Raw genomic sequence first — 22157 nt, 5'->3', positions numbered from 1 at the left:
GTGTCTTTGATCGTTTCCGACCGCTTCCGTATCGTTGTCGGTCTAGGCAAGAGTGGCATGTCCCTGGTTCGCTTCCTGGCGAACCGGGGCGTCGCCTTTGCCGTGGCCGATACTCGGGAGAATCCTCCGGAGCTTGCGACCTTGCGTCGCGACTACCCGCAGGTGGAAGTGCGTTGTGGCGAGCTGGACGTAGAGTTTCTCTGCCGTGCCGACGAGCTGTATGTCAGCCCCGGTCTGGCCCTTGCGACTCCAGCCTTGCAAGAGGCTCATGCCCGTGGCGTCAAGATGTCCGGTGATATTGATCTGTTCGCGCGTTACGCGAAGGCGCCGATCATTGCAATCACCGGCTCCAATGCGAAAAGCACCGTGACCACCCTGGTGGGCGAGATGGCCCAGGCCGCAGGCAAGCGCGTTGCAGTCGGCGGCAACCTCGGCATGCCGGCGCTGGATCTGCTCAGTGACGATGTCGAGCTGTACGTGATGGAGCTGTCCAGCTTTCAGCTCGAAACCACCCACGAACTCAACGCCGAAGTCGCGACCGTGTTGAACGTCAGCGAAGACCACATGGACCGCTACAGCGGCCTGCCGGCCTATCACCTGGCCAAGCACCGGATTTTCCGTGGCGCACGGCAAGTGGTCGTCAATCGTCAGGACGCACTGTCCCGGCCATTGATCGGTGAAGGTCTGCCTTGCTGGACCTTCGGCCTGACCAAGCCGGATTTCAACGGTTTCGGCCTGCGTGAAGAGAACGGTGAAAAGTACCTGGCCTTCCAGTTCGACAACCTGATGCCGGTTCGCGAACTGAAAGTCCGTGGCGCACACAATCAGGCCAATGCCCTGGCCGCGCTGGCACTGGGGCATGCCGTGGGCCTGCCGTTCGACGCCATGCTGAGCAGCCTGCGGGCCTTCACCGGTCTTGAGCATCGCTGCCAGTGGGTGCGCGAGCTGGCAGGTGTTCACTATTACAACGACTCCAAGGCCACCAACGTGGGCGCCGCACTGGCGGCCATCGAAGGCCTGGGTGCGGACATCGCTGGCAAGCTGGTGCTGATCGCCGGTGGCGATGGCAAGGGCGCTGATTTCAGTGGCCTGCGTGCTGCCGTGGCGGCGCATTGCCGTGCCGTGATCCTGCTGGGTCGCGATGCCGAACTGATTGCTCAGGCTCTGGGCGATGCAGCACCGCTGGTGCGTGTCTCCACGCTGGAAGAGTCCGTGCAGCGCAGTGCCGAGCTGGCACAAGAGGGCGATGCGGTATTGCTGTCGCCTGCCTGCGCGAGTCTCGACATGTTCAAGAATTACGAAGAGCGCGGACGTCTGTTCGCCCAGGCAGTGGAGGGCTTGTCATGATCTTTGGCGTGATCAAGCCTTATCCGTCGCCGCTGATCAGCGGCCGTGGCATAGACCTCGATTTCCCGATGCTGGCTGGTTGCCTGGCATTGCTGGGTCTTGGTCTGGTGATGATTACCTCCGCATCGTCGGAAGTGGCCGCTGTGCAGTCGGGCAACACGCTGTACATGATGACCCGTCACCTTATCTATCTGTTGATCGGCCTGGGCGCCTGCGGCGCGACCATGATGGTGCCGGTCGCTACCTGGCAGCGCATGGGCTGGCTGATGCTGATCGGCGCCTTCGGTCTGCTGTTGCTGGTGCTCGTGCCGGGCATCGGTCGCGAGGTCAACGGATCGATGCGCTGGATCGGCTTCGGCGCGTTCAACGTGCAGCCTTCCGAAATCGCCAAGGTCTTTGTGGTGATCTTCCTGGCGGGTTATCTGATTCGTCGTCAGCAGGAAGTCCGTGAAAGCTGGATGGGCTTCTTCAAGCCGTTCATCGTGCTGCTGCCCATGGCGGGCCTGCTGCTGATGGAGCCTGACTTCGGAGCCACGGTCGTGATGATGGGCTCGGCGGCTGCCATGCTCTTCCTCGGCGGCGTCGGCCTGTTCCGTTTCTCCCTGATGGTGGTGCTGGCAGTGGTTTCCGTGGTGGTGCTGGTTCAGGCACAGCCTTACCGGATGGCGCGTCTGACCAACTTCACCGACCCGTGGGCGGACCAGTTCGGTTCCGGCTATCAGTTGACCCAGGCGCTGATCGCATTCGGTCGCGGCGAATGGTTCGGCGTCGGTCTGGGCAACAGTGTCCAGAAACAGTTCTATCTGCCGGAAGCTCATACCGACTTCGTGTTCTCGGTGCTTGCTGAAGAGCTGGGTGTCATCGGGTCTTTGCTCACGGTCGCCTTGTTCCTGTTCGTCAGTATTCGTGGCATGTACATAGGTATGTGGGCAGAAAGGGCCAAACAGTTCTTCGGCGCCTACGTTGCTTATGGTCTTTCTTTCCTGTGGATCGGCCAGTTCCTGATCAACATCGGGGTAAACGTCGGCCTGCTGCCGACCAAGGGCCTGACCTTGCCATTCCTCAGCTACGGCGGCAGTTCGCTTGTGATCTGCTGTGCGAGCCTCGGGCTGTTGCTGCGCATCGAGTGGGAATCGCGCAACAACATGGGCAGCGAAGAAACCGAATTCAAAGAGAGCGACTTCGCCGAGGAGCCGCCCCATGGACGCTAACGTGCTGATCATGGCCGGTGGCACCGGCGGGCATGTATTCCCGGCGCTGGCCTGTGCCCGCGAATTCCAGTCGCGTGGCTACAAGGTCCACTGGCTGGGTACGCCGCGTGGTATCGAAAACGAGCTGGTTCCACAGGCCGGGCTGACCCTGCATCTGATCGATGCCACCGGTTTGCGTGGGAAGGGCAAGCTGTCGCTGCTCAAGGCGCCTTTCATGCTGCTCAAGGCATTGCGTCAGGCCCGCAAGGTCGTGCGCGAGCTGAAGCCGGTCTGTGTCGTGGGTTTCGGTGGCTATGTCACAGGTCCCGGCGGGCTGGCTGCGAAGCTGGCGGGCGTGCCCTTGGTCATTCATGAGCAGAACGCCGTGGCCGGTACGGCCAACCGCAGCCTGTCGTCTTTCGCCAGCCGTATCTGCGAGGCGTTCCCGGACACCTTCAGCGCAACGGCCAAGCGTCGTACCACCGGCAACCCGGTGCGGGTCGAGCTTTTTCTTGAAACACCACGTCAGGCACTGGCCGGTCGCAAGGCGCGTCTGCTGGTCCTGGGCGGCAGCCTGGGCGCGGAGCCCCTGAACAAGTTGCTGCCCGAAGCCCTGGCTCTGGTGCCTGAAGACATACGGCCCGAGGTCTTCCATCAGGCCGGCAAGAAACACGATGAAGTCACCGCCGAGCGCTATCGCAGCGCTGGCGTCGAGGCGCAGGTCGCGCCGTTTATCCAGAACATGGCACAGGCCTATGCCTGGGCCGATCTGGTCGTCTGTCGCGCAGGTGCGTTGACCATCAGTGAACTGGCAGCCGCAGGCTTGCCTTCGTTCCTGATACCGCTGCCTTACGCGATCGACGACCACCAGTCTCGTAACGCTGACTATCTGGCTCGCGAAGGCGCAGCCTTTGTCATGCCGCAAGCGACAACTGGCGCCGCCGAGATGGCTGCGCGCCTGAAAGAGGTTTTGATGCAACCCGAACAATTGAACAACATGGCCCGTACCGCCCGCAGGCTGGCCCGGCCAGACGCAACCAACACCGTTGTCGACGTCTGTGTGGAGGTGGTCAATGGTTGAGAGTCAACGTGCCATGCCTCAGCCTGAAATGCGCCGTATTCGCCGCATCCACTTCGTCGGTATCGGCGGTGTGGGTATGTGCGGTATCGCCGAAGTACTGCTGAACCTCGGCTATGAAGTCTCGGGCTCTGACCTGAAGAACTCGGCCGTGACCGAACGTCTGAAATCCTTCGGCGCACACATTTTCATCGGTCACCTTGCCGAGAACGCCGTCGGTGCCGACGTACTGGTGGTTTCCAGCGCCGTAAACACCTCCAACCCGGAAGTCGCGACAGCCCTTGAGCGTCGTATTCCCGTGGTGCCACGTGCCGAGATGCTGGCCGAACTGATGCGCTATCGCCATGGCATCGCCGTCGCCGGTACCCACGGCAAGACCACGACTACCAGCCTGATCGCTTCGGTGTTTGCGGCCGGTGGCCTGGACCCGACGTTCGTGATCGGTGGCCGTCTCAACGCTGCCGGTACCAACGCACAGTTGGGCACCAGCCGTTACCTGATTGCCGAGGCCGATGAAAGCGACGCCAGCTTCCTGCACCTGCAGCCGCTGGTCGCAGTCGTTACCAACATCGACGCCGATCACATGGCCACTTACGAAGGCGACTTCAACAAGCTGAAGAAGACCTTCGTCGAGTTCCTGCACAACCTGCCGTTCTACGGTCTGGCGGTGATGTGCGTCGATGATCCGGTGGTGCGTGAAATCCTGCCACTGGTCAAGCGTCCGACCCTGACCTACGGCTTCAGCGAAACCGCCGATGTGCGTGCGATCAACGTGCGCCAGGACGGCATGCTGACGTTCTTCACCGTGTTGCGTCGCGACCGCGAGCCGCTGGATGTGTCGGTGAACATGCCGGGCAACCATAACGTGCTCAACTCGCTGGCAACCATCGCCATCGCCACTGACGAAGGCGTCAGCGACGAAGCCATCGTCCAGGGCCTGTCGGGCTTCCAGGGCGTTGGTCGCCGCTTCCAGGTTTATGGCGAACTGCCCGTCGAAGGCGGCAACGTGATGCTGGTGGACGACTACGGTCACCACCCGCGTGAAGTGGCTGCGGTCATCAATGCCGTGCGTGGCGGCTGGCCGGATCGTCGTCTGGTCATGGTCTATCAGCCACACCGTTTCAGTCGTACCCGTGACCTGTATGACGATTTCGTGCAGGTGCTGGCCGATGCCAACGTGCTGTTGCTGATGGAAGTCTACCCGGCAGGCGAAGAGCCGATTCCCGGTGCCGACAGCCGCAACCTGTGCCACAGCATCCGTCAGCGCGGGCAACTGGACCCGATCTACATCGAGCGCGGTGTCGAGCTGGCGCCGCTGGTCAAGCCGCTGCTGCGCGCCGGTGACATCCTGCTGTGCCAGGGTGCCGGAGATATCGGTGGCCTGGCTCCGCAATTGCTCAAGAGCCCGTTGTTCGCCGGTGCCGTCATTGCTTCAACCGAAGGGAAGCTCAAATGACAGTGACTTCGCAATCTTCCCTGCGCTCGACCCTTGAACCGAAAAGTTTCGGCCGCGTTGCCGTGCTCTTCGGTGGCAAGAGTGCTGAGCGGGAGGTTTCGTTGAAGTCGGGGCGAGCGGTGCTGGATGCCTTGCTCAGCGCTGGCGTGGATGCGTTCGGCATCGATGTGGGCGATGACTTCCTGCAACGGCTGGTCAGCGAAAGGATCGACCGCGCCTTTATCGTCCTGCATGGTCGTGGCGGCGAAGACGGCACGATGCAGGGCCTGCTGGAATGCCTGCAAATCCCTTACACCGGCAGCGGTGTACTGGCTTCTGCACTGGCCATGGACAAGTTGCGCACCAAGCAGGTCTGGCAAAGTCTCGGGCTGGCGACTCCGCTGCATGCGGTTCTGGGCAGTGAGGCCGACTGTATTTCTGCTGCGACGGAACTGGGCTTCCCTTTGATCGTCAAACCGGCCCATGAAGGTTCAAGTATCGGTATGGCGAAGGTGACCGGCGTCGACGAATTGATCGCCGCATGGAAAGCCGCCAGTACCTACGATTCACAAGTTTTGGTCGAACAATGGATTCAGGGTCCTGAGTTCACGATCGCCTGCCTGCGTGGCGAAATATTGCCGCCCATCGGCCTGGGCACTCCTCACAGTTTCTACGATTACGACGCCAAGTACCTGGCTTCCGATACCCAGTACCGGATTCCGTGCGGGCTCAGTGATGCCAGGGAACAGGAACTCAAACAACTGACAGCACGTGCTTGCGAAGCCATCGGCATTGCAGGCTGGGCGCGCACGGATGTCATGCAGGATGAGCAAGGCAAGTTCTGGCTGCTGGAAGTCAACACCGTGCCAGGCATGACCGATCACAGTCTGGTCCCCATGGCGGCTCGTGCTGCAGGGCTGGACTTCCAGCAACTGGTGTTGGCGATTCTGGCCGACAGCGTTCAGGTGAGAGGTTAAGCATGTACGGCGCGTCGGCACGTCATCAGCCACCTGCTCCTGGCCGCAAGCCAGTGCCGCGTGGCGCCAGTCGGATGGTGGCCAAGGAGCCATTGTCGGCGCGACTGCCCAAGCCGGGATTCGGTTTCCTGAAAGGGCTGTTCTGGCCGGTGCTGCTGGTGGTGCTGGGTTTCGGTACGTACGAAGGTGCGCAGCGTCTGCTGCCCTATGTAGACCGTCCGATCACCCGCATCAACGTGCAGGGCGACCTGAGCTACATCAGTCAGCAGGCGGTGCAGCAGCGAATCGCGCCTTATGTGGCGGCGAGCTTCTTCACCATCGATCTGGCCGGTATGCGTACCGAACTGGAGCAGATGCCCTGGATCGCCCATGCCGAAGTACGGCGCGTATGGCCGGATCAGGTCGTGGTTCGACTGGAAGAGCAACTGCCCGTTGCCCGCTGGGGAGACGAAGCGCTGTTGAACAACCAGGGACAGGCTTTCACACCGCGTGAACTGTCCAACTATGAACACCTTCCCCAGTTGTTCGGCCCACAGCGGGCTCAACAACAGGTGATGCAGCAGTACCAGGTGTTGAGTCAGATGTTGCGCCCCATGGGGTTTTCCATCGCACGCCTGGAGTTACGTGAGCGTGGCAGTTGGTTCCTGACCACCGGTGCCGGCAATGCCGGTCCGGGTATCGAGTTGTTGCTGGGACGCGATCATCTTGTGGAAAAAATGCGCCGCTTCATCGCGATTTACGAAAAAACGCTTAAAGAACAAATCACGAATATTGCGCGCATCGACCTGCGTTACTCCAACGGCCTTGCGGTTGGTTGGCGTGAACAGGTAGCGCCCACAGCGGACAAGCCCGCTGTCGCGAAGAATTGATAAGAGGCTGGACCATGGCAAATGTGCAAAGCGGCAAAATGATCGTCGGGCTGGATATCGGTACCTCCAAGGTGGTGGCACTGGTAGGCGAAGTCGCGGCCGATGGCTCGCTGGAAATCGTGGGTATCGGTACCCATCCATCCCGTGGCCTGAAAAAGGGCGTGGTGGTGAATATCGAATCGACCGTGCAATCGATCCAGCGCGCCGTCGAAGAAGCGCAACTGATGGCGGGCTGCCGTATCCACTCGGCGTTCGTCGGCGTGGCGGGCAACCATATTCGCAGCCTGAACTCCCACGGCATCGTGGCGATTCGTGATCGCGAAGTCAGCTCCGCGGATCTGGAGCGTGTGCTCGATGCCGCGCAGGCGGTTGCCATTCCTGCCGATCAGCGCGTCCTGCACACCTTGCCTCAGGATTACGTGATCGATAACCAGGAAGGTGTGCGCGAGCCGCTGGGCATGTCCGGCGTGCGTCTGGAAGCCAAGGTGCACGTGGTGACCTGCGCAGTGAACGCTGCCCAGAACATCGAGAAGTGCGTACGCCGCTGCGGCCTGGAAGTCGACGACATCATTCTCGAGCAACTGGCTTCGGCCTATTCGGTACTGACCGATGACGAGAAAGAGCTGGGCGTGTGCCTGGTGGACATCGGTGGTGGCACCACGGATATCGCGATCTTCACCGAAGGCGCCATTCGTCACACCGCCGTGATCCCGATTGCCGGTGATCAGGTCACCAACGACATCGCCATGGCGCTGCGTACACCGACCCAGTACGCCGAAGAAATCAAGATTCGCTACGCCTGCGCCCTGGCCAAACTGGCCGGTGCCGGTGAAACCATCAAGGTACCGAGCGTGGGCGACCGTCCACCTCGCGAGCTGTCGCGTCAGGCCCTGGCCGAAGTGGTCGAACCTCGTTACGACGAGCTGTTCACCCTGATCCAGGCCGAACTGCGCCGCAGCGGTTACGAAGATCTTATCCCGGCCGGCATCGTGCTGACCGGTGGTACGTCGAAAATGGAAGGTGCGGTCGAACTGGCCGAGGAAATCTTCCACATGCCGGTACGCCTCGGCGTGCCGCATAGCGTCAAAGGGCTCGCTGATGTCGTGCGCAACCCGATCTACTCGACGGGCGTAGGCCTGTTGCAGTACGGGCTGCAAAAACAGTCGGACGGCATCTCGCTGTCCGGTCTGGGCAACAGCAGTAGCTACGGCGACGAACCCAAGGCCCCAGTGCTTGAGCGCGTCAAGCGCTGGTTCCAGGGCAATTTCTGAGTTTCAAGGCTTCAAAAGTGGTAGCGGCAGGTAGTAGGCAGAAACAAAACTAGAGAACTGAAGGAGAGGGAAAATGTTCGAACTCGTAGACAACGTCCCGCAGAGCCCGGTAATCAAGGTTATCGGTGTGGGTGGTGGTGGTGGCAACGCTGTCAATCACATGGTCAAGAGCAACATCGAAGGCGTGGAATTCATCTGCGCCAACACTGATGCTCAGGCACTGAAAAACATTGGCGCACGCACCATCCTGCAATTGGGTACTGGCGTGACCAAAGGTCTTGGCGCTGGCGCCAACCCTGAAGTCGGTCGTCAGGCGGCACTGGAAGACCGTGAGCGCATTGCAGAAGTCCTGCAAGGCACCAACATGGTATTCATCACCACGGGCATGGGCGGCGGTACCGGTACCGGTGCAGCTCCGATCATTGCCGAAGTGGCCAAGGAGCTGGGCATCCTCACGGTTGCGGTCGTGACTCGTCCGTTCCCGTTCGAAGGCCGAAAGCGCATGCAGATCGCCGATGAAGGCATCCGTATGTTGTCTGAAAGCGTCGACTCGTTGATCACCATTCCCAACGAGAAGCTGCTGACCATCCTGGGTAAAGACGCCAGCCTGCTGTCGGCTTTCGCCAAGGCTGACGATGTTCTGGCCGGTGCCGTTCGCGGTATCTCCGACATCATCAAGCGTCCAGGCATGATCAACGTCGACTTCGCCGACGTCCGTACCGTGATGAGCGAAATGGGCATGGCGATGATGGGTACCGGCTGCGCCAGCGGTCCGAATCGTGCGCGTGAAGCGACCGAAGCGGCCATTCGCAACCCGTTGCTCGAAGACGTCAACCTGCAGGGCGCACGTGGCATCCTGGTCAACATCACCGCCGGTCCTGACCTGTCCCTGGGTGAGTACTCCGACGTGGGTAGCATCATTGAAGCGTTCGCTTCCGAGCACGCGATGGTCAAGGTCGGTACCGTTATCGATCCGGACATGCGTGACGAGTTGCACGTGACCGTGGTTGCAACTGGCCTGGGCGCGAAAATCGAGAAGCCTGTGAAGGTTATCGACAACACCCTGCAAGCTGTCCAGCAGGCCGCAGCTCAACCTGCAGCAGCTCGTCAGGAAGCTCCATCGGTTAACTACCGTGATCTGGACCGTCCGACCGTCATGCGTAACCAGGCTCATGCAAGCGCCACTGCAGCGGCCAAGATGAACCCTAACGATGATCTTGACTACCTGGACATCCCGGCTTTCCTGCGTCGTCAGGCCGATTGATGAAATGTATCAGGGGTATTAGGGTGATTGGTGTTCAGCAAAGGCATGGTCTGCTATCATCGCCAGCCTTTGTTGATACCAGTTCGCAACTTGCGCTGAAGCGGCCATGCCATGATTAAACAACGCACCCTGAAAAATATTATCCGTGCCACAGGTGTTGGCTTGCATTCCGGGGAAAAGGTTTACCTGACCCTCAAGCCTGCGCCTGTGAATACCGGCATCGTGTTTTGCCGAGCCGACCTGGATCCTGTCGTGCATATCCCTGCACGAGCGGAAAATGTCGGAGACACCACACTGTCGACCACTCTGGTCAGCGGTGACGTCAAGGTCGACACGGTAGAACATTTGCTTTCGGCCATGGCTGGCCTTGGCATCGATAACGCCTACGTCGAGCTCTCTGCCTCCGAAGTTCCAATCATGGACGGCAGCGCAGGCCCTTTCGTATTCCTGATTCAATCGGCCGGCCTGGAGGAACAGGACGAGCCGAAGCAGTTCATCCGTATCCTGCGTGAGGTGACAGTGGAAGAGGGCGGTAAACGCGCTACTTTCGTGCCTTTCGAAGGGTTCAAGGTCAGTTTCGAGATCGATTTCGATCACCCTGTCTTCCGTGACCGCACCCAGAGTGCAAGCGTGGACTTTTCCAGTACTTCCTTCGTGAAGGAAGTCAGCCGTGCACGGACCTTCGGGTTCATGAGTGACATCGAGTACCTGCGCAAGCACAACCTCGCACTCGGCGGCAGCGTGGAAAACGCCATCGTGGTCGACAAGGAAGGCGTATTGAACGAAGACGGCCTGCGTTACGAGGACGAATTCGTCAAACATAAAATCCTGGATGCCATCGGCGACCTCTACCTGCTGGGCAATAGCCTGATTGGTGAGTTCCGCGGCTTCAAGTCAGGGCATGCACTGAACAATCGTCTGCTGCGCACGTTGATCGAGCAGCCGGACGCCTGGGAAGTCGTGACCTTCGAGGATGCCAGTACGGCACCTATTTCTTACATGCGTCCTGTCGCGGCCGTGTAAGCAAGCTTTACTCTCTTTCCTTTTGTTCTTTAAAGGCTGCCTTCGGGCGGCCTTTTTTTATGGCTTTTCGCATGCAAAAAAAGCGGCTCAGTGTGAGCCGCTTTTTCCTTCAGCAGCGATCAGTGATGACTGCTGCTGCCCAGATTGCCACCAGTGCCATCCGGAATGCTGATGTTGACGTTCTGCATCATGCCCTGATCTTCATGATCGAGGAAGATTCTTGATCCTGGTCCCAACGAGCAATATGAGTGGCATGTCAGCAGTGCTGCAACCTAGTCTGCCAGCCGTTTGCTGTCGATACGTGCTTTCATTCTCCGCCAGAAACCATGCTCGACTGGTCGTGTAGTCTGCGGCGCTACATTCGGCATATCCCGCAAGCGAATCCATGACTCATCGCGCCATTGCATCACGCTCAATGACGTGTCTGGCCACTGCAAATGGCTGAGCCTCGGGTTATCCAGTGTCATATTTTGCGGTGCGTGCAGTACCGTCAGTACTTCATGGGTAAGCCACTGTCGCAGTGCCCGGTTTTCGGGAACGTAGTGATGAACCAACAACGCAAACGCACCTGACTCGCTGACCATCAATTGTTTTTGCCACTTGCCGTTAGCCTGCAACCAGACAACCCGTCTTTGATCGGCATCGAGCTTGAGTGCTGAGCGTTCACCCAGCGTCTGGCCCATCAAGCGTGCAAGGTCTGCAAGACAGAACCATGCCTGGGCTTCGCTATGGATGGCACGCAGCATACGGTGGTGGCGTACGAAAAGGGTGGCTTCGAAATGGTCTGTGCAGGGGGATGTTGGGACGATATTCCGCATGGGTGGCACTCTACTTTGATCACGGATTGAAGCCGCCATGGATTGTCGCCAAACAATGGGGTGGCAGCTATGTGAGGGTTGGCGAACCGGCAAGTAGAAAACCGGCAGACCCGAAGGCCTCCCGCACACAGCCGCCATAACGCGGTGGCAGACAGAATAAAGCGACTGCGGCGTGATGGGGAGTGTTTACTTGATCGGGTCGCCAAACCCGTTCGTTGATTTGCAACGACGCTGGCAAGGTTAGCGGTTGCTCGGCTGGTCAGTAATTGGGGAATTCAGCATGCTCTCGGTAAGCATTCACATACGCTTGTAGGAAACCGCAATCAGGATCTTTTCAGTCATCTGCCACCTGCCTGAAACATTCTCGGTGTTGACTGGCGTCTTGCGTTGAAACCCCAAGGCTGGACGATGACGAGAAACCGACAACAAGGTGCGGCGCTGCTGATGGTGCTGGTGGCACTGGCCATGTTGGCCGCAGGGCTGGCCTGGATGGTCGAGCAGGGACGGCAGGAGGTGGACAGTGTGCGGCTGCTTCAGCAGCGTGTGCAGGCGCGGTCCATTGAAAAGGCGGCCCTGGCCTTTACCGGACAGGCGCTCAAGGACCCGGTGTGGCGCGCCAGCCCGCTGTTCTGGCAGGCCTTGCGCGGGCAGCCTTTGAGCTATGACTTCAAGGGTGGCAAGGCGAGTATCCGGATTGTCGATTTGCACCGTTGCTTCAACGTCAACAGCCTGATCGGAGATGAAGCCGAGCGTGCGCAAAAGCAGCTGGTTTACCTGTTGGGTGCGGACATGCAGGCTGAGCGTCTGGCTCAGAGCCTGACCGACTGGGTCGACTCCGATCACCAGAGCAGTCTGCAAGGTGCCGAGAACAACGAATACCTGCGTGCTTCACCACCGCGTCTGGCGGCCAATCAGTCGATGGTCGATATCAGCGAATTGAACCTGCTGCTACCCGCCGACAGCCAGCGCGAGCAACGTTATCCACAGCTGTGCGCCTTGCCGGAAACCACCGGTTGGCGGCTGAATGCCAATGCCCTCAACCTCAGTGAATTGCCTTTGCTGGAAGCTTTGTACGAGGGGAAAGTGGAGCGCTCGCAACTGACCCGCCTGATCAGCGGCAGACCGGCTGGAGGTTATCTGGATGCCAGCGCCTTGCGTCAGGCCATGGGCGCCATGGACGATGAAGCCTTCGCCCGACTGAGCGAGGGCTTGCAGCTCAATGGTGATCACTTCCTGTTGCAGATCGAAGTGGAGCTGGATGGCCAGACATTCCACAGCCAATACCGCGCCGAAGCCCTGGGCATCGTGAAATGGCACAGCCGGGTACCGGCGCAGGAGATGGTGGTAAGGGAGCGCAAGGTGGGGCAGATGTGAGCTGCAAGCTGCAAGCTGCAAGCGTTAAGCGGCAAGCTAAAAGCCGCAAGCCATCACGCTCACTTGCAGCTTCCAACTTGCCGCTTGCAGCTAGCGCCCCCAACTACACCGCCAGATCACCTCCATCAGCACGCTGGATGACCACGGTTGACGCGCGTGGCCTTACGGTTCCGACGGTCACGTCGGTCGCCACATCGGTCGATGGCCAGTTATCGGGGTGCTGGATGTTGACGAACATGGTCTTGTTGTCCGGCGTAAAGGCCAGGCCGGTGACTTCGCTGCCATTGGGGCCGACGAAGAAACGACGCAGGTCGCCCTGGTTCTGGGCATTGACCGGAATCTGTTTGCCTTGCGCATCGACCATGTTGGTCGGAATGACCGCCAGCATCTGGTCGTTGGTGTAGCTGGTGATGGTGGATTCGCCGTTGTCGGTCTGGACCCACAGCACGCCACGGCTATCGAAGCTCATGCCGTCCGGGCTGGCGAACTGGTTCAGTTCGGTCAGGCCGGAGCGGTTGATGTCTGCCGTGCCGGAAGCGTTGGCGCCAAAGACGAAGATGTCCCAGGTGAACGACACCAGATCGTCGGCATCATGCCAGCGGATGATGTGCCCGTGCTTGTTGTTGACCCGCGGGTTGGCGGCGTTCGCCGTGGTGCGGCTGGTGTTGTTGGTCAGGGTCAGATAGACGTCGCCATTGAGCGGGTTGACGGCTGTCCATTCCGGGCGGTCCATCGGCGTTGCGCCGACCGCATCCGCAGCACCGCGGGTGTTGAGGATGATGCCTGGCAGGTCGGTGAACTTGGCACCCAGGGTGCTGCTGTCGGTTGTCGCTGTGGCCACGTCGAGCAACAGCCAGTTGCCGCTGCCGTCGGCGTTGAAGCGGGCGACATAGAGTTTGCCGCTGTCCATGTACTTGGCGCCGGTGGCCAGGCGATCGCTCGGGTTGGCGTCGGCTGCATCCCACAGGGCGGTGGAGACGAACTTGTAGAGGTATTCATTCTGCGAGTCGTCGCCCATGTAGAACACCACCGGTTTGCCGGGAGTGGTCAGGCCCGGCCAGCAGCCTTCGTGACGGAAGCGGCCAAGGGCGGTGCGTTTTACCGGCAGGGTGCTGGCGTTGTACGGGTCGATTTCAACGATATAGCCATAAGTGCTGGCTTCGTTGCGGTAGTCGTCCGTGGCGGTGGCGCCTGACGGGGTGATGTTGAAACGGGTGAACTCGCCGTTGACCTCGGAAGCATCGCCCGCAGCGGTTTCCCAACGATAGTTGCCGTTCGAGGTGGCGATGCCGATACGCACTTGGTCTGCAGGACGAGTGCCTTTGTTGACGAAAATCCCCGGCCAGTTCTCTTCACAGGTCAGGTAAGTGCCCCATGGCGTGTAACCGTTGCCGCAGTTGTTGTTGGTGCCGCGAGTCTGGCTGCCGTCGGTAGAGAACACGGTCTTGACGTGATCAGTGCCTTTGAGCGGGCCGGACAGGTTCATGACCGAGGCCGTGGTGAAGCGGCGGTTCAGTGGATCGTTTTCCACCACCTGCCAGCGGTTGCCGACCTTGCTGATACGCACGACGCCAGCGCCATGGGCGTTGATTTCCTTGCGCACTTCTTCGACCGGGCGAACGCCGCCAACCAGGGTCGGACCTGACGGGTGAAGGGCGGTCTGGTCGATGTATTCAAAGTTGATCGCCAGCAGACCATCAGTGGAACTGCCGTTGATGGGGAAATAGTGCATGCCGTCATGGTGCATGCCCATGGAGTTGGCCTGATCGGTAGAGGTGTTGCTGCCGTCGCTTTTCCAGGGGTTGGCCAGATTGCTGAGCGGCGTGCCCCATGGGGCGAGAACATGAGCGGTATAACCGGCGGCCACGGTAACGGCGTCGGTGCGCGAGCCAGGGATCGAGGTGAAGCCCAGTTTCAGGCTCGCTGGCGTATCGGGTGTCGGTGCCGGGTCGTCATTCGAATCGCTGCCACTGTCGAAGCAGCCGGTAAGCCCGACGCCCGCAATCATGGCAATGGCAGCACCCAGCCCGCCACGTACCACGCTGCGACGGCTCAGATAAGTGTCCAGCACGGATGACAGCGGTTCGTTGGTACTCAGGTTGCGGTTCTGGTTATCGCCGGTATTACGACTCATTCATCAGGTCCTTTTTATGAAATAGGTTTGGAAAAGGAACCGGGACTGTAGAAGCCGAGTGTGATGATTCATTGGCAGTTTTATTAAGAAAGTGTCTGAAAATCGTCGTAGTTATTTCATTTTGTTACAGAGAGGGTCGTGAAGGTCCAGGTTAAAAATCTGCCATCAAACTGTCATTTTCCATCGCCAATATGCCGCCCCTGTGAAGGATTCGCCTCAGGACACAAGAACGATGGCTTCAATGGCGCGGCGCGATGTGTTGGGATGGATGACGGCAGGTGCCATGGCGCCGTTGCTATCGGCCTGCTCAAGCCTTCAGTACAGAGGTTCTGTGGCCAGCGGCAGCTATGTCGATCTGCTGTATGTGGCCGACACCCTGGATGCTCGCCAGCCTGGCAAGCCGGTGGTTCCCGCCACGCACCTGGGGCCGGCGACCCGTATCGGCCAGGCACCCTGGATCACGGGGAGCAATGCCCGCGTTCACGCACCCGATCAAACCTCACTCAACAGCCTGCTCGACGCCAGCCTGAGTCAGCATGTCGAAACCGGTGGTTATCCGGTGCTGGGCGCGTTGCTACAGCGTTTTCGCAGTGAAGCGGGTGAGGGCAACAGCCTCACGCTGGAGAACGGCCAATGCTGGAATGGCAGTGGCCTGGCTTATCTGACTCAGGGCAAGTCCGGTGTTCAAGGCAGTGCATTGCTGGGCACTGAAGTGCGGGTCAGCAGCGATGAGCGTCTGCTCTGGCCGCAACACTGTGCCGGTCTGTATCGTCAGTTCGGGCATCCGGTTCTGGGCGCAGACCTGGCAGCGGATGCCAGCCAGCGCCTGGGCACTGAAGCCGTGACGTTCTTTCGTCGCGGCGGAATTCGCATGGCGGTCGTCGGCATTACCGACCCCTACGCCCGGGATCAGAAACTGTCACTCAAACAATGGCACGACAGCCTGCAACCGGCACTTGAGCGTGCCCGGGCCGATGCCGATCTGGTCATTGCCCTGGCCGATGTCGGCACCGGTCCCGGGATCTGGCTGGCCGAACGTCTGCCGCAGATCGACATGGTGCTGTGCGCCCGTGGGCAGGATCTCTGGCCGCAGCCCGTGGAAATCATGCAGGCCTCTGGCAAGCGTGTGCCTGTGATATTGGGCGGGACCCGTGCCAGCGGAGCCTTTCGTATTCGTTGCCAGCAGGTCGAGGGGCAGTGGCAGTTCACGGCGCGCTTTCACCCGGCGCTGGAAAGCACCCTGACGGCGGCTGATCAGGTCCAGGCCCAGCGCATTCGGCAGCTCACCCAACAGCAGCGCGCCGCCCATGCAGGCTGGCTGGACGAGCCGCTGGCCCGTGCGCCGGAAAACCTCTGGCGTCGGGATGTGCGCGGCGGCAGTTGGGACCGGTTGCTGCATGAGGCATTGGCCGAGCGTCCCGACAGTTCCGTGCTGCTGCCGGGCCTGCGTTACGACAGTCCGCTGGCGCAAGGGCAGATGATTACCCGCGAACACCTTATCAGTCTGACCGGCAGCTATCCGGCTCCGGTGGTGAATGTGCCCGCGAAGCAGGTCCCCAGAGTGCTGGAAAACGTCGCCGAGCAAATGTTTGGCGATATGTTGCTGCTGGACAACAGCCAGGACTTGCCGCGCTGGATGGGCCAGTCATGGGAGGTCACTTACAGCGCGGGTGGCAAGCGGATCAATGGCGTGGGTGAACCCGCCGGGCAGTGTCGCACCTTTGGCCTGGGTTTCGATGCTCAGGCCGGTCAGCCGCTCTGGCAGCACCTTGAAGCCTGGCTGCGCGAGCGTCCTGCCGACTGGCGCATCGCACCTTTGCAATTGCCCGGAATGCGTTACGTACAAGGTCATCCCGGCTGGCATCCACGAGAGTCGGCTGCATGATCCGTCTTGCCTGGGCGAGCCATGTGCTGCTGGTGATACTGATCGGCTGGCTGGCGGCGCAGTGTGTGTTGCAGGCCTGGCATGGGCTGGCGCGACCCGTCACCGGTAGCGCGGCCCCGGCGCCAGTGGCCGGTCTGTTGAGCAGCCACTGGCGGGCCGGTCCCGTCCTCAGCAATGAATTGCCCCTGACCACGCTGGGTATCGAATACCTGGGTAGCCTCAAGGCCATTCCCCTGAGCGCCACGGTGGTGGTGCTGCGTTTCGAGCAGCGCCAACGCACTCTGGCTCGCGGCCAGAAACTGGCCCCCGGCGTTTCTCTGCATGACATCGATGAGCTGGGCATGGTGTTCGACAACAACGGCAAGCTCGAACGTTTGCCATGGCCTGCGCAACGGCCCTTCTTCGGCTTCAAGCAACAGGGATAAGCAATGACCTTCATTCGTCTCAAGCAACCGCTGCGTCTTGCCCTTCTGCTGTGTGCTCTGACCCTGACCGGTGTGAGTGCCGAAGAAGAGCCGCTGTATGAGGTCAACTTTGTCGATACCGAACTCAGCGAGTTCATCGACAGCGTCTCGCGCATCACCCACACCACGTTCATCATCGACCCGCGAGTCAAAGGCAAGGTCACGGTGCGCAGCAGCGAGATGCTGGGCAGTGAAGAGATCTACGATATTTTCCTGGCTCAACTGCGCGCCCAGGGTTTCGCGGCGGTGGACCTGCCAAACGGCAGCGTGAAGATTGTCCCGGATCAGGCCGCTCGCCTTGAGCCCGTGCCGGTGGAGGCGGGCCGCAATGCGTCGCAGGCCAACGATGGCATGGCGACCCGCGTGTTCAACGTGCGCAACGCTGCCAGCGAACAGATGCTCAATATCCTCAAGCCGCTGATCGACCCGCGAGTGGGGGTGATCACGCCGTACCCTTCGGCCAACCTCTTGGTGATTACCGACTGGCGCAGCAACCTGGATCGTATCGACAGCCTTCTGGTTCAGCTCGATCAGGTCAGTCAGGAACCCCTGGAAGTGCTGCCCCTGAAAAATGCCAACGCCAACGACACCGCGCAACTGGTCACGCGCCTGCTGGCTCGCGAGCAGGGCGCCGACAGTGCGCAAGTGGTGGCCGATCCGCGCAGCAATGCCTTGCTGGTGCGCGGCAGCACCGACAGCCGTGCCCGTGTGCGGGCCTTGCTCAAGCAACTGGATAAGCCTTACGACCCGCAGCACAACTCCAACACCGTGGTGATCTACCTGCGCCATGCCAATGCGGCCGAAGTGGTCAAGGTCCTGCGCGGCCTCAGTCAGGACATCGCTGCGCCGACATCCTCCGCTCAGGGCAGCGAGAAGTCCGTGCCGGTCAGCACGTCGGGCATTCGCATGGAATACGAGGAAGGCACCAATGCCGTGGTGATGGTCGGGCCGGACAGCGAATTGACGGCCTATCGCAGCATTGTCGAGCAACTGGATATCCGTCGTGCCCAGGTGGTGGTCGAAGCCATCATTGCCGAAGTGTCGGACACCCGCGCTCAGGAGCTGGGCGTGCAATGGCTGTTTCAGGGCAACAATTTCGGTGGCGGCGCGATCAATTTCAGCGGCAATAATGCGCCGAGCGTCACCAGCGTTGGCGCGCTGGCACAGGCCGGGGACACGGCAGGCCTGGGGCAATTGCTGGCCGGGGTTCAGGGTGTGACCGCCGGGGTCGGCAACCTGAGCGGTGGCGGGCTGAATTTTCTGGCCTTGCTCAATGCCCTGAAAAGCCAGAGCGGTTTCAACCTTTTGTCGACGCCGACCTTGCTCACGCTGGATAACGCCGAAGCGTCGATTCTGGTGGGGCAGGAAGTGCCCTTCGTGACCGGCTCGGTGACCCAGGACAACACCAATCCCTACCAGACCATCGAACGCAAGGAAGTGGGTGTGAAGCTGCGCATCAAGCCGCAGATCAACATCGACAACACCGTGCGCCTGGACATCGTGCAAGAGGTTTCCTCGATTGCCGACAGCACCACGGCCAGCGATGTCATCACCAACAAGCGCGAGATCAAGACCAAGGTCATGGTCGAAGATAACGGTCTGGTGGTGCTGGGCGGGCTGATCGGTGATGAGTCCACCACCAGCGATCAGCGTGTGCCATTGCTGGGTGATATTCCGGTGCTGGGGCGACTGTTTCGCTCCGACTCGACCCAAAGGGTCAAACAGAACCTGATGGTCTTCATCCGCCCGCGCATCGTGCGCGACGGCGAGACGCTGGCTCAGCTCAGCAGCGAGAAATACCGCAACCTCAAGGCCAGCACCTCGTTGGCACTGCCGGGTGCAACCGAGGGTGACCCGCTGCTGCAATTGTTTCCGGCCAGTCGCGAACGTCTGGATCAGGGCGCATGGTAAGCGCACTGCTGCCGTATCGCGTGGCACGCCAGACCGGCGTCGCCAGGGTGCCGGGTGATGCGGGCTGGCAGCTATGGCTGAGGGCCGGAAGCGACACCGACACCTTGCAGGAAGTGATGCGGGTGCATGGTGCGCCGCGCACAGTGGAACACCTTTCGACCCAGGATTATGAAACCCGGCTCGGGGAGCTGTATCAGGCCGGCGAGTCGGCCACCGCTGCGCTGATCGACGGGATTGGCGAGCAGGTCGACCTCGACAGCCTGATGAGCGAACTGCCGAAGATCGAAGACCTGCTGGAGAACGATAACGACGCGCCGGTCATTCGTCTGATCAACGGCCTGTTCGGCGAAGCGTTGCGTTTGCGGGCTTCGGACATTCATGTGGAAACCTTCGAGGCGAGTCTGGTGATTCGTCTGCGCATCGATGGGCACATGCGTGAAGTGCTGCGTCCGCCTCGTGCGTTGTCGACGATGCTGGTGTCGCGGATCAAGGTCATGGCCCGGCTGGATATCGCCGAAAAGCGTCAGCCTCAGGATGGCCGGATTACCCTGCGCTCTGCCGGGCGTGAAGTGGACATTCGCGTCTCGACCTTGCCGGGCATTCATGGCGAGCGCGTGGTGATGCGGGTGCTGGATAAACAGGCGAGCCTGCTGGATCTGGGCAACCTCGGCATGCCGTTTGAAGTGGAGCAGGGGCTGCGAGCCTGTCTGCAACGTCCCAACGGCATCGTGCTCAGCACCGGCCCGACCGGCTCGGGCAAGACCACCACGCTCTACGCCAGCCTGAACAGCCTCAACGATGGCTCCTGTAACATTCTTACGGTGGAAGACCCGGTCGAGTACGCGATTACCGGTATCGGTCAGACCGCGATCAACCCCAAGGCCGGAATGACGTTTGCCAATGGTCTGCGGGCCATTCTGCGTCAGGACCCGGACGTGATCATGCTGGGTGAAATCCGTGACCGCGAGACAGCCCAGATCGCCGTGCAGGCCAGCCTTACCGGGCATCTGGTGCTTTCCACCCTGCACACCAACAGCGCGGTGGGCGCGGTGACTCGCTTGCGGGACATGGGCATCGAACCCTTCCTCATCGCCTCGACCCTCAAGGGCGTGCTGGCCCAGCGACTGGTGCGCCGCTTGTGTCATTGCGCCGTTGCGCAACCCTTGCAAGACGCCGAGCGGATGCTGTGGCCGGAACTGGCCGGGCTCACCGAAAGCTTTCACCCTCAAGGCTGCGACTCCTGCCAGGGCAGTGGCTATGACGGCCGCATGGGGTTGTACGAATTCATCGAACTGGATGCTGGCCTGATTGCCTTGCTGTACGACGGCGCCAGCGAGGTCGCGATGCAGGACTACCTGGCTGACAAGCGACAAAGTCTGGCGGCCATGGCCACCGAATGCCTGCGACGCGGCGAAACCAGCCTGGCGCAGGTACTGCGCGCGGTGCGGGGCTGACCGATGCCGACTTATCGCTATCAGGCGCTCGACCCGGCAGGTCGCACGCGCAAAGCCAGCCTTCAGGCAGAAAGCGAGCGGCACGCCCGACAGCTCTTGCGTGAGCAAGGCCTGTTCGCCCGGGACTTGCAGATTCAGGACCCGACCTCTCGCAGTCCACGGGGCCAGCGCCTCAATCACACCCAGTTGTGCGAACTGACGCGCCAGTTGGCGACGCTGCTCAGTGCCGGGATTGCGCTGGTGGATGCCCTGGCGACACTCGAACGACAACTGGCCGAACCTGCGATTCGCAACCTGTTGGTGGCCGTGCGCGGCGCGCTCGGGGAAGGGCACAGTCTGGCCCAGAGCCTGCGACGCCAGGGCGGTCTGTTCAATGGGCTGTATTGCGCACTGGTAGAGGCGGGCGAGCGTTCCGGCAAGCTGGCGCCGGTGCTGGAGCGTCTGGCCGAGCACCTTGAACAAGTCCAGCGCCAGCGACACAAGGCCCGTACCGCGATGATCTATCCGGCGGTGCTGATGCTGGTTTCTCTGGCCGTGGTCATTGGCCTGATGACTTTCGTGGTCCCCAAACTCACCGAGCAATTCAGCCATACCGGGCAGAGCCTGCCGCTGATTACCCAATTGCTGATCGGCATCAGCGAAGGGCTGGTGCATGTCGGCCCGTGGTTGCTGGCACTGGGGCTGTTGGCCTCCGTTGGTGCGGGTTTCCTGCTGCGCAAGGCCCATTGGCGATTGCGCCTGGACCGCAGCCTGCTGCGCCTGCCCAAGGTCGGTCCGTTGCTGACCGTGCTGGAAAGCGCCCGGCTGGCCCGCAGTCTGGCGATTCTGGTGGGCAGCGGCGTGCCGTTGCTCGAAGCCCTGCACGTGGCGACTGCCACCGTGAGCAACCGTGAAGTGCATCGGGCGCTGGAAACCGTTCGTGAACAGGTCGAGGGCGGCGTCAGCCTGCATCGTGCCCTCAACGCTGCCGGTCATTTTCCGCCGCTGCTGCTCAACATGGTCGCCAGCGGCGAGGCCAGCGGGACCTTGCCGGACATGCTCGAACGGGTGGCTGACAACCAGGAACGCAGTTTCACCCGTCATGTGGACATGCTCATGGCCTTGTTCGAGCCCCTGATGATTCTGGTGATGGGCGCCGTGGTGCTGTTCATCGTCCTGGCCGTGCTGTTGCCGATCATGCAGCTCAACCAAGGACTCACTTTCTGACTCATGGAGAACCGTCGTATGTCCAAGCCTGCCTCACGTCGCCAGCGTGGCTTCACGCTGATGGAAATCATGGTGGTGATTTTCATCATCGGCCTGTTGATCGCCGTGGTTGCCCCCAGCGTTCTGGGTAACCAGGACAAGGCCATGCGCCAGAAAGTCCTGGCCGACCTGTCCACCCTTGAGCAGGCGCTGGACATGTATCGCCTCGACAACCTGCGCTACCCCAGCACCGAGCAAGGTCTTGCGGCCCTGACCAGCGCGCCCTCGGTGGAGCCACTGGCTCGCTCATGGCGGGCCGACGGCTACATCCGTCGCCTGCCGGCGGACCCGTGGGGCAACCCGTATCACTACCGTGCGCCGGGCGAGCATGGACGCATCGATATCTACTCGCTGGGGGCTGATGGAGCCCAGGGCGGGGAAGGCACCGATGGCGATATCGGGAACTGGAACCTCTAGA

19 protein-coding genes are annotated in these 22157 nt (G+C 60.9%); 17 read left to right on the top strand and 2 right to left on the bottom strand.

The annotated features are described in order from the left end of the window. From murD to KQP88_RS19960, 10 genes are all read left to right on the top strand, one after another. The gene (murD, locus tag KQP88_RS20005) at positions 1–1347 is read left to right on the top strand and encodes a UDP-N-acetylmuramoyl-L-alanine--D-glutamate ligase (RefSeq protein ID WP_216704005.1); all 1347 of its coding nucleotides are present in this window, start codon (positions 1–3) and stop codon (positions 1345–1347) included. After that, the gene (gene ftsW, locus KQP88_RS20000; protein WP_232924396.1) at positions 1344–2558 is read left to right on the top strand and encodes a putative lipid II flippase FtsW; all 1215 of its coding nucleotides are present in this window, start codon (positions 1344–1346) and stop codon (positions 2556–2558) included. The genes murD and ftsW overlap by 4 nt, the downstream gene beginning before the upstream one ends. Continuing rightward, positions 2548–3618, top strand: coding sequence for an undecaprenyldiphospho-muramoylpentapeptide beta-N-acetylglucosaminyltransferase (gene murG, locus KQP88_RS19995; RefSeq protein WP_200995429.1), 1071 nt, complete (start codon positions 2548–2550; stop codon positions 3616–3618). The genes ftsW and murG overlap by 11 nt, the downstream gene beginning before the upstream one ends. Next, positions 3611–5071 carry a UDP-N-acetylmuramate--L-alanine ligase gene (gene murC, locus KQP88_RS19990; RefSeq protein WP_200995427.1) on the top strand — a complete coding sequence of 487 codons (1461 nt, stop codon included), beginning with the start codon at positions 3611–3613 and terminating at the stop codon, positions 5069–5071. The genes murG and murC overlap by 8 nt, the downstream gene beginning before the upstream one ends. Next, positions 5068–6027 carry a D-alanine--D-alanine ligase gene (locus KQP88_RS19985; RefSeq protein WP_216704004.1) on the top strand — a complete coding sequence of 320 codons (960 nt, stop codon included), beginning with the start codon at positions 5068–5070 and terminating at the stop codon, positions 6025–6027. Before murC ends, KQP88_RS19985 begins: the two co-directional genes overlap by 4 nt. 2 nt (positions 6028–6029) lie before the next feature. Further along, a complete protein-coding gene (locus tag KQP88_RS19980; RefSeq protein ID WP_025261730.1) occupies positions 6030–6896 on the top strand; it encodes a cell division protein FtsQ/DivIB in 867 nt (288 codons plus the stop codon). Positions 6897–6910: 14 nt separating this feature from the next. Then, the gene (gene ftsA, locus KQP88_RS19975) at positions 6911–8167 is read left to right on the top strand and encodes a cell division protein FtsA (RefSeq protein WP_117165832.1); all 1257 of its coding nucleotides are present in this window, start codon (positions 6911–6913) and stop codon (positions 8165–8167) included. A 73-nt stretch (positions 8168–8240) separates the two neighbouring features. Beyond that, positions 8241–9431 carry a cell division protein FtsZ gene (ftsZ, locus tag KQP88_RS19970; RefSeq protein ID WP_200995424.1) on the top strand — a complete coding sequence of 397 codons (1191 nt, stop codon included), beginning with the start codon at positions 8241–8243 and terminating at the stop codon, positions 9429–9431. A gap of 111 nt (positions 9432–9542) precedes the next feature. After that, on the top strand, positions 9543–10454 hold the full coding sequence (gene lpxC / locus KQP88_RS19965; protein ID WP_025261727.1) for a UDP-3-O-acyl-N-acetylglucosamine deacetylase: 912 nt from the start codon (positions 9543–9545) through the stop codon (positions 10452–10454). Between the two features lie 59 nt (positions 10455–10513). Next, positions 10514–10678, top strand: coding sequence for a hypothetical protein (locus KQP88_RS19960; protein ID WP_216704003.1), 165 nt, complete (start codon positions 10514–10516; stop codon positions 10676–10678). Between the two features lie 48 nt (positions 10679–10726). On the opposite strand, the gene KQP88_RS19955 is transcribed toward KQP88_RS19960, so the two are convergent. Next, entirely contained in the window at positions 10727–11272 is a 546-nt protein-coding gene (locus KQP88_RS19955) for a BRO-N domain-containing protein (RefSeq protein ID WP_198724635.1), read from the bottom strand. Between the two features lie 408 nt (positions 11273–11680). Here KQP88_RS19955 and gspK point away from each other — a divergent pair, with 408 nt between their 5' ends. Further along, a complete protein-coding gene (gene gspK / locus KQP88_RS19950; protein WP_216704002.1) occupies positions 11681–12646 on the top strand; it encodes a type II secretion system minor pseudopilin GspK in 966 nt (321 codons plus the stop codon). A 103-nt stretch (positions 12647–12749) separates the two neighbouring features. Here gspK and KQP88_RS19945 read toward each other — a convergent pair whose 3' ends face one another. After that, positions 12750–14780: a PhoX family protein gene (locus KQP88_RS19945; protein ID WP_216704001.1), complete on the bottom strand. Its 2031-nt coding sequence runs from the start codon at positions 14778–14780 to the stop codon at positions 12750–12752. 232 nt (positions 14781–15012) lie between these two features. Between KQP88_RS19945 and KQP88_RS19940 the strand changes: the two genes are divergently transcribed. The 6 genes from KQP88_RS19940 to gspG are packed head-to-tail and all read left to right on the top strand — an operon-like array spanning position 15013 to position 22156. Then, positions 15013–16665 carry a bifunctional UDP-sugar hydrolase/5'-nucleotidase gene (locus KQP88_RS19940; RefSeq protein ID WP_216704000.1) on the top strand — a complete coding sequence of 551 codons (1653 nt, stop codon included), beginning with the start codon at positions 15013–15015 and terminating at the stop codon, positions 16663–16665. Beyond that, positions 16662–17090, top strand: coding sequence for a pilus assembly protein PilZ (locus KQP88_RS19935; protein ID WP_216703999.1), 429 nt, complete (start codon positions 16662–16664; stop codon positions 17088–17090). The genes KQP88_RS19940 and KQP88_RS19935 overlap by 4 nt, the downstream gene beginning before the upstream one ends. 3 nt (positions 17091–17093) lie before the next feature. After that, positions 17094–19040 (top strand): type II secretion system secretin GspD, encoded by a 1947-nt coding sequence (gene gspD / locus KQP88_RS19930; RefSeq protein ID WP_200995408.1) that lies wholly within the window; start codon positions 17094–17096, stop codon positions 19038–19040. A gap of 5 nt (positions 19041–19045) precedes the next feature. Next, entirely contained in the window at positions 19046–20494 is a 1449-nt protein-coding gene (locus KQP88_RS19925) for a GspE/PulE family protein (protein WP_318294942.1), read from the top strand. Positions 20495–20497: 3 nt separating this feature from the next. Next, positions 20498–21700 (top strand): type II secretion system inner membrane protein GspF, encoded by a 1203-nt coding sequence (gspF, locus tag KQP88_RS19920; RefSeq protein ID WP_216703997.1) that lies wholly within the window; start codon positions 20498–20500, stop codon positions 21698–21700. Positions 21701–21718: 18 nt separating this feature from the next. Next, entirely contained in the window at positions 21719–22156 is a 438-nt protein-coding gene (gene gspG / locus KQP88_RS19915) for a type II secretion system major pseudopilin GspG (protein WP_198724623.1), read from the top strand. Position 22157 lies beyond the last annotated feature (1 nt).

Origin of the sequence: Pseudomonas lijiangensis (genome assembly GCF_018968705.1) — a bacterium.
In the GTDB taxonomy this organism is placed as follows: Bacteria; Pseudomonadota; Gammaproteobacteria; order Pseudomonadales; family Pseudomonadaceae; genus Aquipseudomonas; species Aquipseudomonas lijiangensis.
This window is presented reverse-complemented; position numbering and strand designations above follow the sequence as displayed.

What these genes read in the sequence shown, in the direction of transcription:
- KQP88_RS19985 (WP_216704004.1), top strand. Translation starts at nt 5,068, where the DNA reads ATGACAGTGACTTCGCAATCTTCCCTGCGCTCGACCCTTGAACCGAAA.
- gspK (WP_216704002.1), top strand. Translation starts at nt 11,681, where the DNA reads ATGACGAGAAACCGACAACAAGGTGCGGCGCTGCTGATGGTGCTGGTG.
- gspF (WP_216703997.1), top strand. Translation starts at nt 20,498, where the DNA reads ATGCCGACTTATCGCTATCAGGCGCTCGACCCGGCAGGTCGCACGCGC.
- KQP88_RS19955 (WP_198724635.1), bottom strand. Translation starts at nt 11,272, where the DNA reads ATGCGGAATATCGTCCCAACATCCCCCTGCACAGACCATTTCGAAGCC.
- lpxC (WP_025261727.1), top strand. Translation starts at nt 9,543, where the DNA reads ATGATTAAACAACGCACCCTGAAAAATATTATCCGTGCCACAGGTGTT.
- murC (WP_200995427.1), top strand. Translation starts at nt 3,611, where the DNA reads ATGGTTGAGAGTCAACGTGCCATGCCTCAGCCTGAAATGCGCCGTATT.
- ftsW (WP_232924396.1), top strand. Translation starts at nt 1,344, where the DNA reads ATGATCTTTGGCGTGATCAAGCCTTATCCGTCGCCGCTGATCAGCGGC.
- KQP88_RS19980 (WP_025261730.1), top strand. Translation starts at nt 6,030, where the DNA reads ATGTACGGCGCGTCGGCACGTCATCAGCCACCTGCTCCTGGCCGCAAG.
- KQP88_RS19945 (WP_216704001.1), bottom strand. Translation starts at nt 14,780, where the DNA reads ATGAGTCGTAATACCGGCGATAACCAGAACCGCAACCTGAGTACCAAC.
- ftsZ (WP_200995424.1), top strand. Translation starts at nt 8,241, where the DNA reads ATGTTCGAACTCGTAGACAACGTCCCGCAGAGCCCGGTAATCAAGGTT.
- murG (WP_200995429.1), top strand. Translation starts at nt 2,548, where the DNA reads ATGGACGCTAACGTGCTGATCATGGCCGGTGGCACCGGCGGGCATGTA.
- KQP88_RS19960 (WP_216704003.1), top strand. Translation starts at nt 10,514, where the DNA reads ATGGCTTTTCGCATGCAAAAAAAGCGGCTCAGTGTGAGCCGCTTTTTC.
- ftsA (WP_117165832.1), top strand. Translation starts at nt 6,911, where the DNA reads ATGGCAAATGTGCAAAGCGGCAAAATGATCGTCGGGCTGGATATCGGT.
- gspD (WP_200995408.1), top strand. Translation starts at nt 17,094, where the DNA reads ATGACCTTCATTCGTCTCAAGCAACCGCTGCGTCTTGCCCTTCTGCTG.
- KQP88_RS19935 (WP_216703999.1), top strand. Translation starts at nt 16,662, where the DNA reads ATGATCCGTCTTGCCTGGGCGAGCCATGTGCTGCTGGTGATACTGATC.
- gspG (WP_198724623.1), top strand. Translation starts at nt 21,719, where the DNA reads ATGTCCAAGCCTGCCTCACGTCGCCAGCGTGGCTTCACGCTGATGGAA.
- KQP88_RS19940 (WP_216704000.1), top strand. Translation starts at nt 15,013, where the DNA reads ATGGCTTCAATGGCGCGGCGCGATGTGTTGGGATGGATGACGGCAGGT.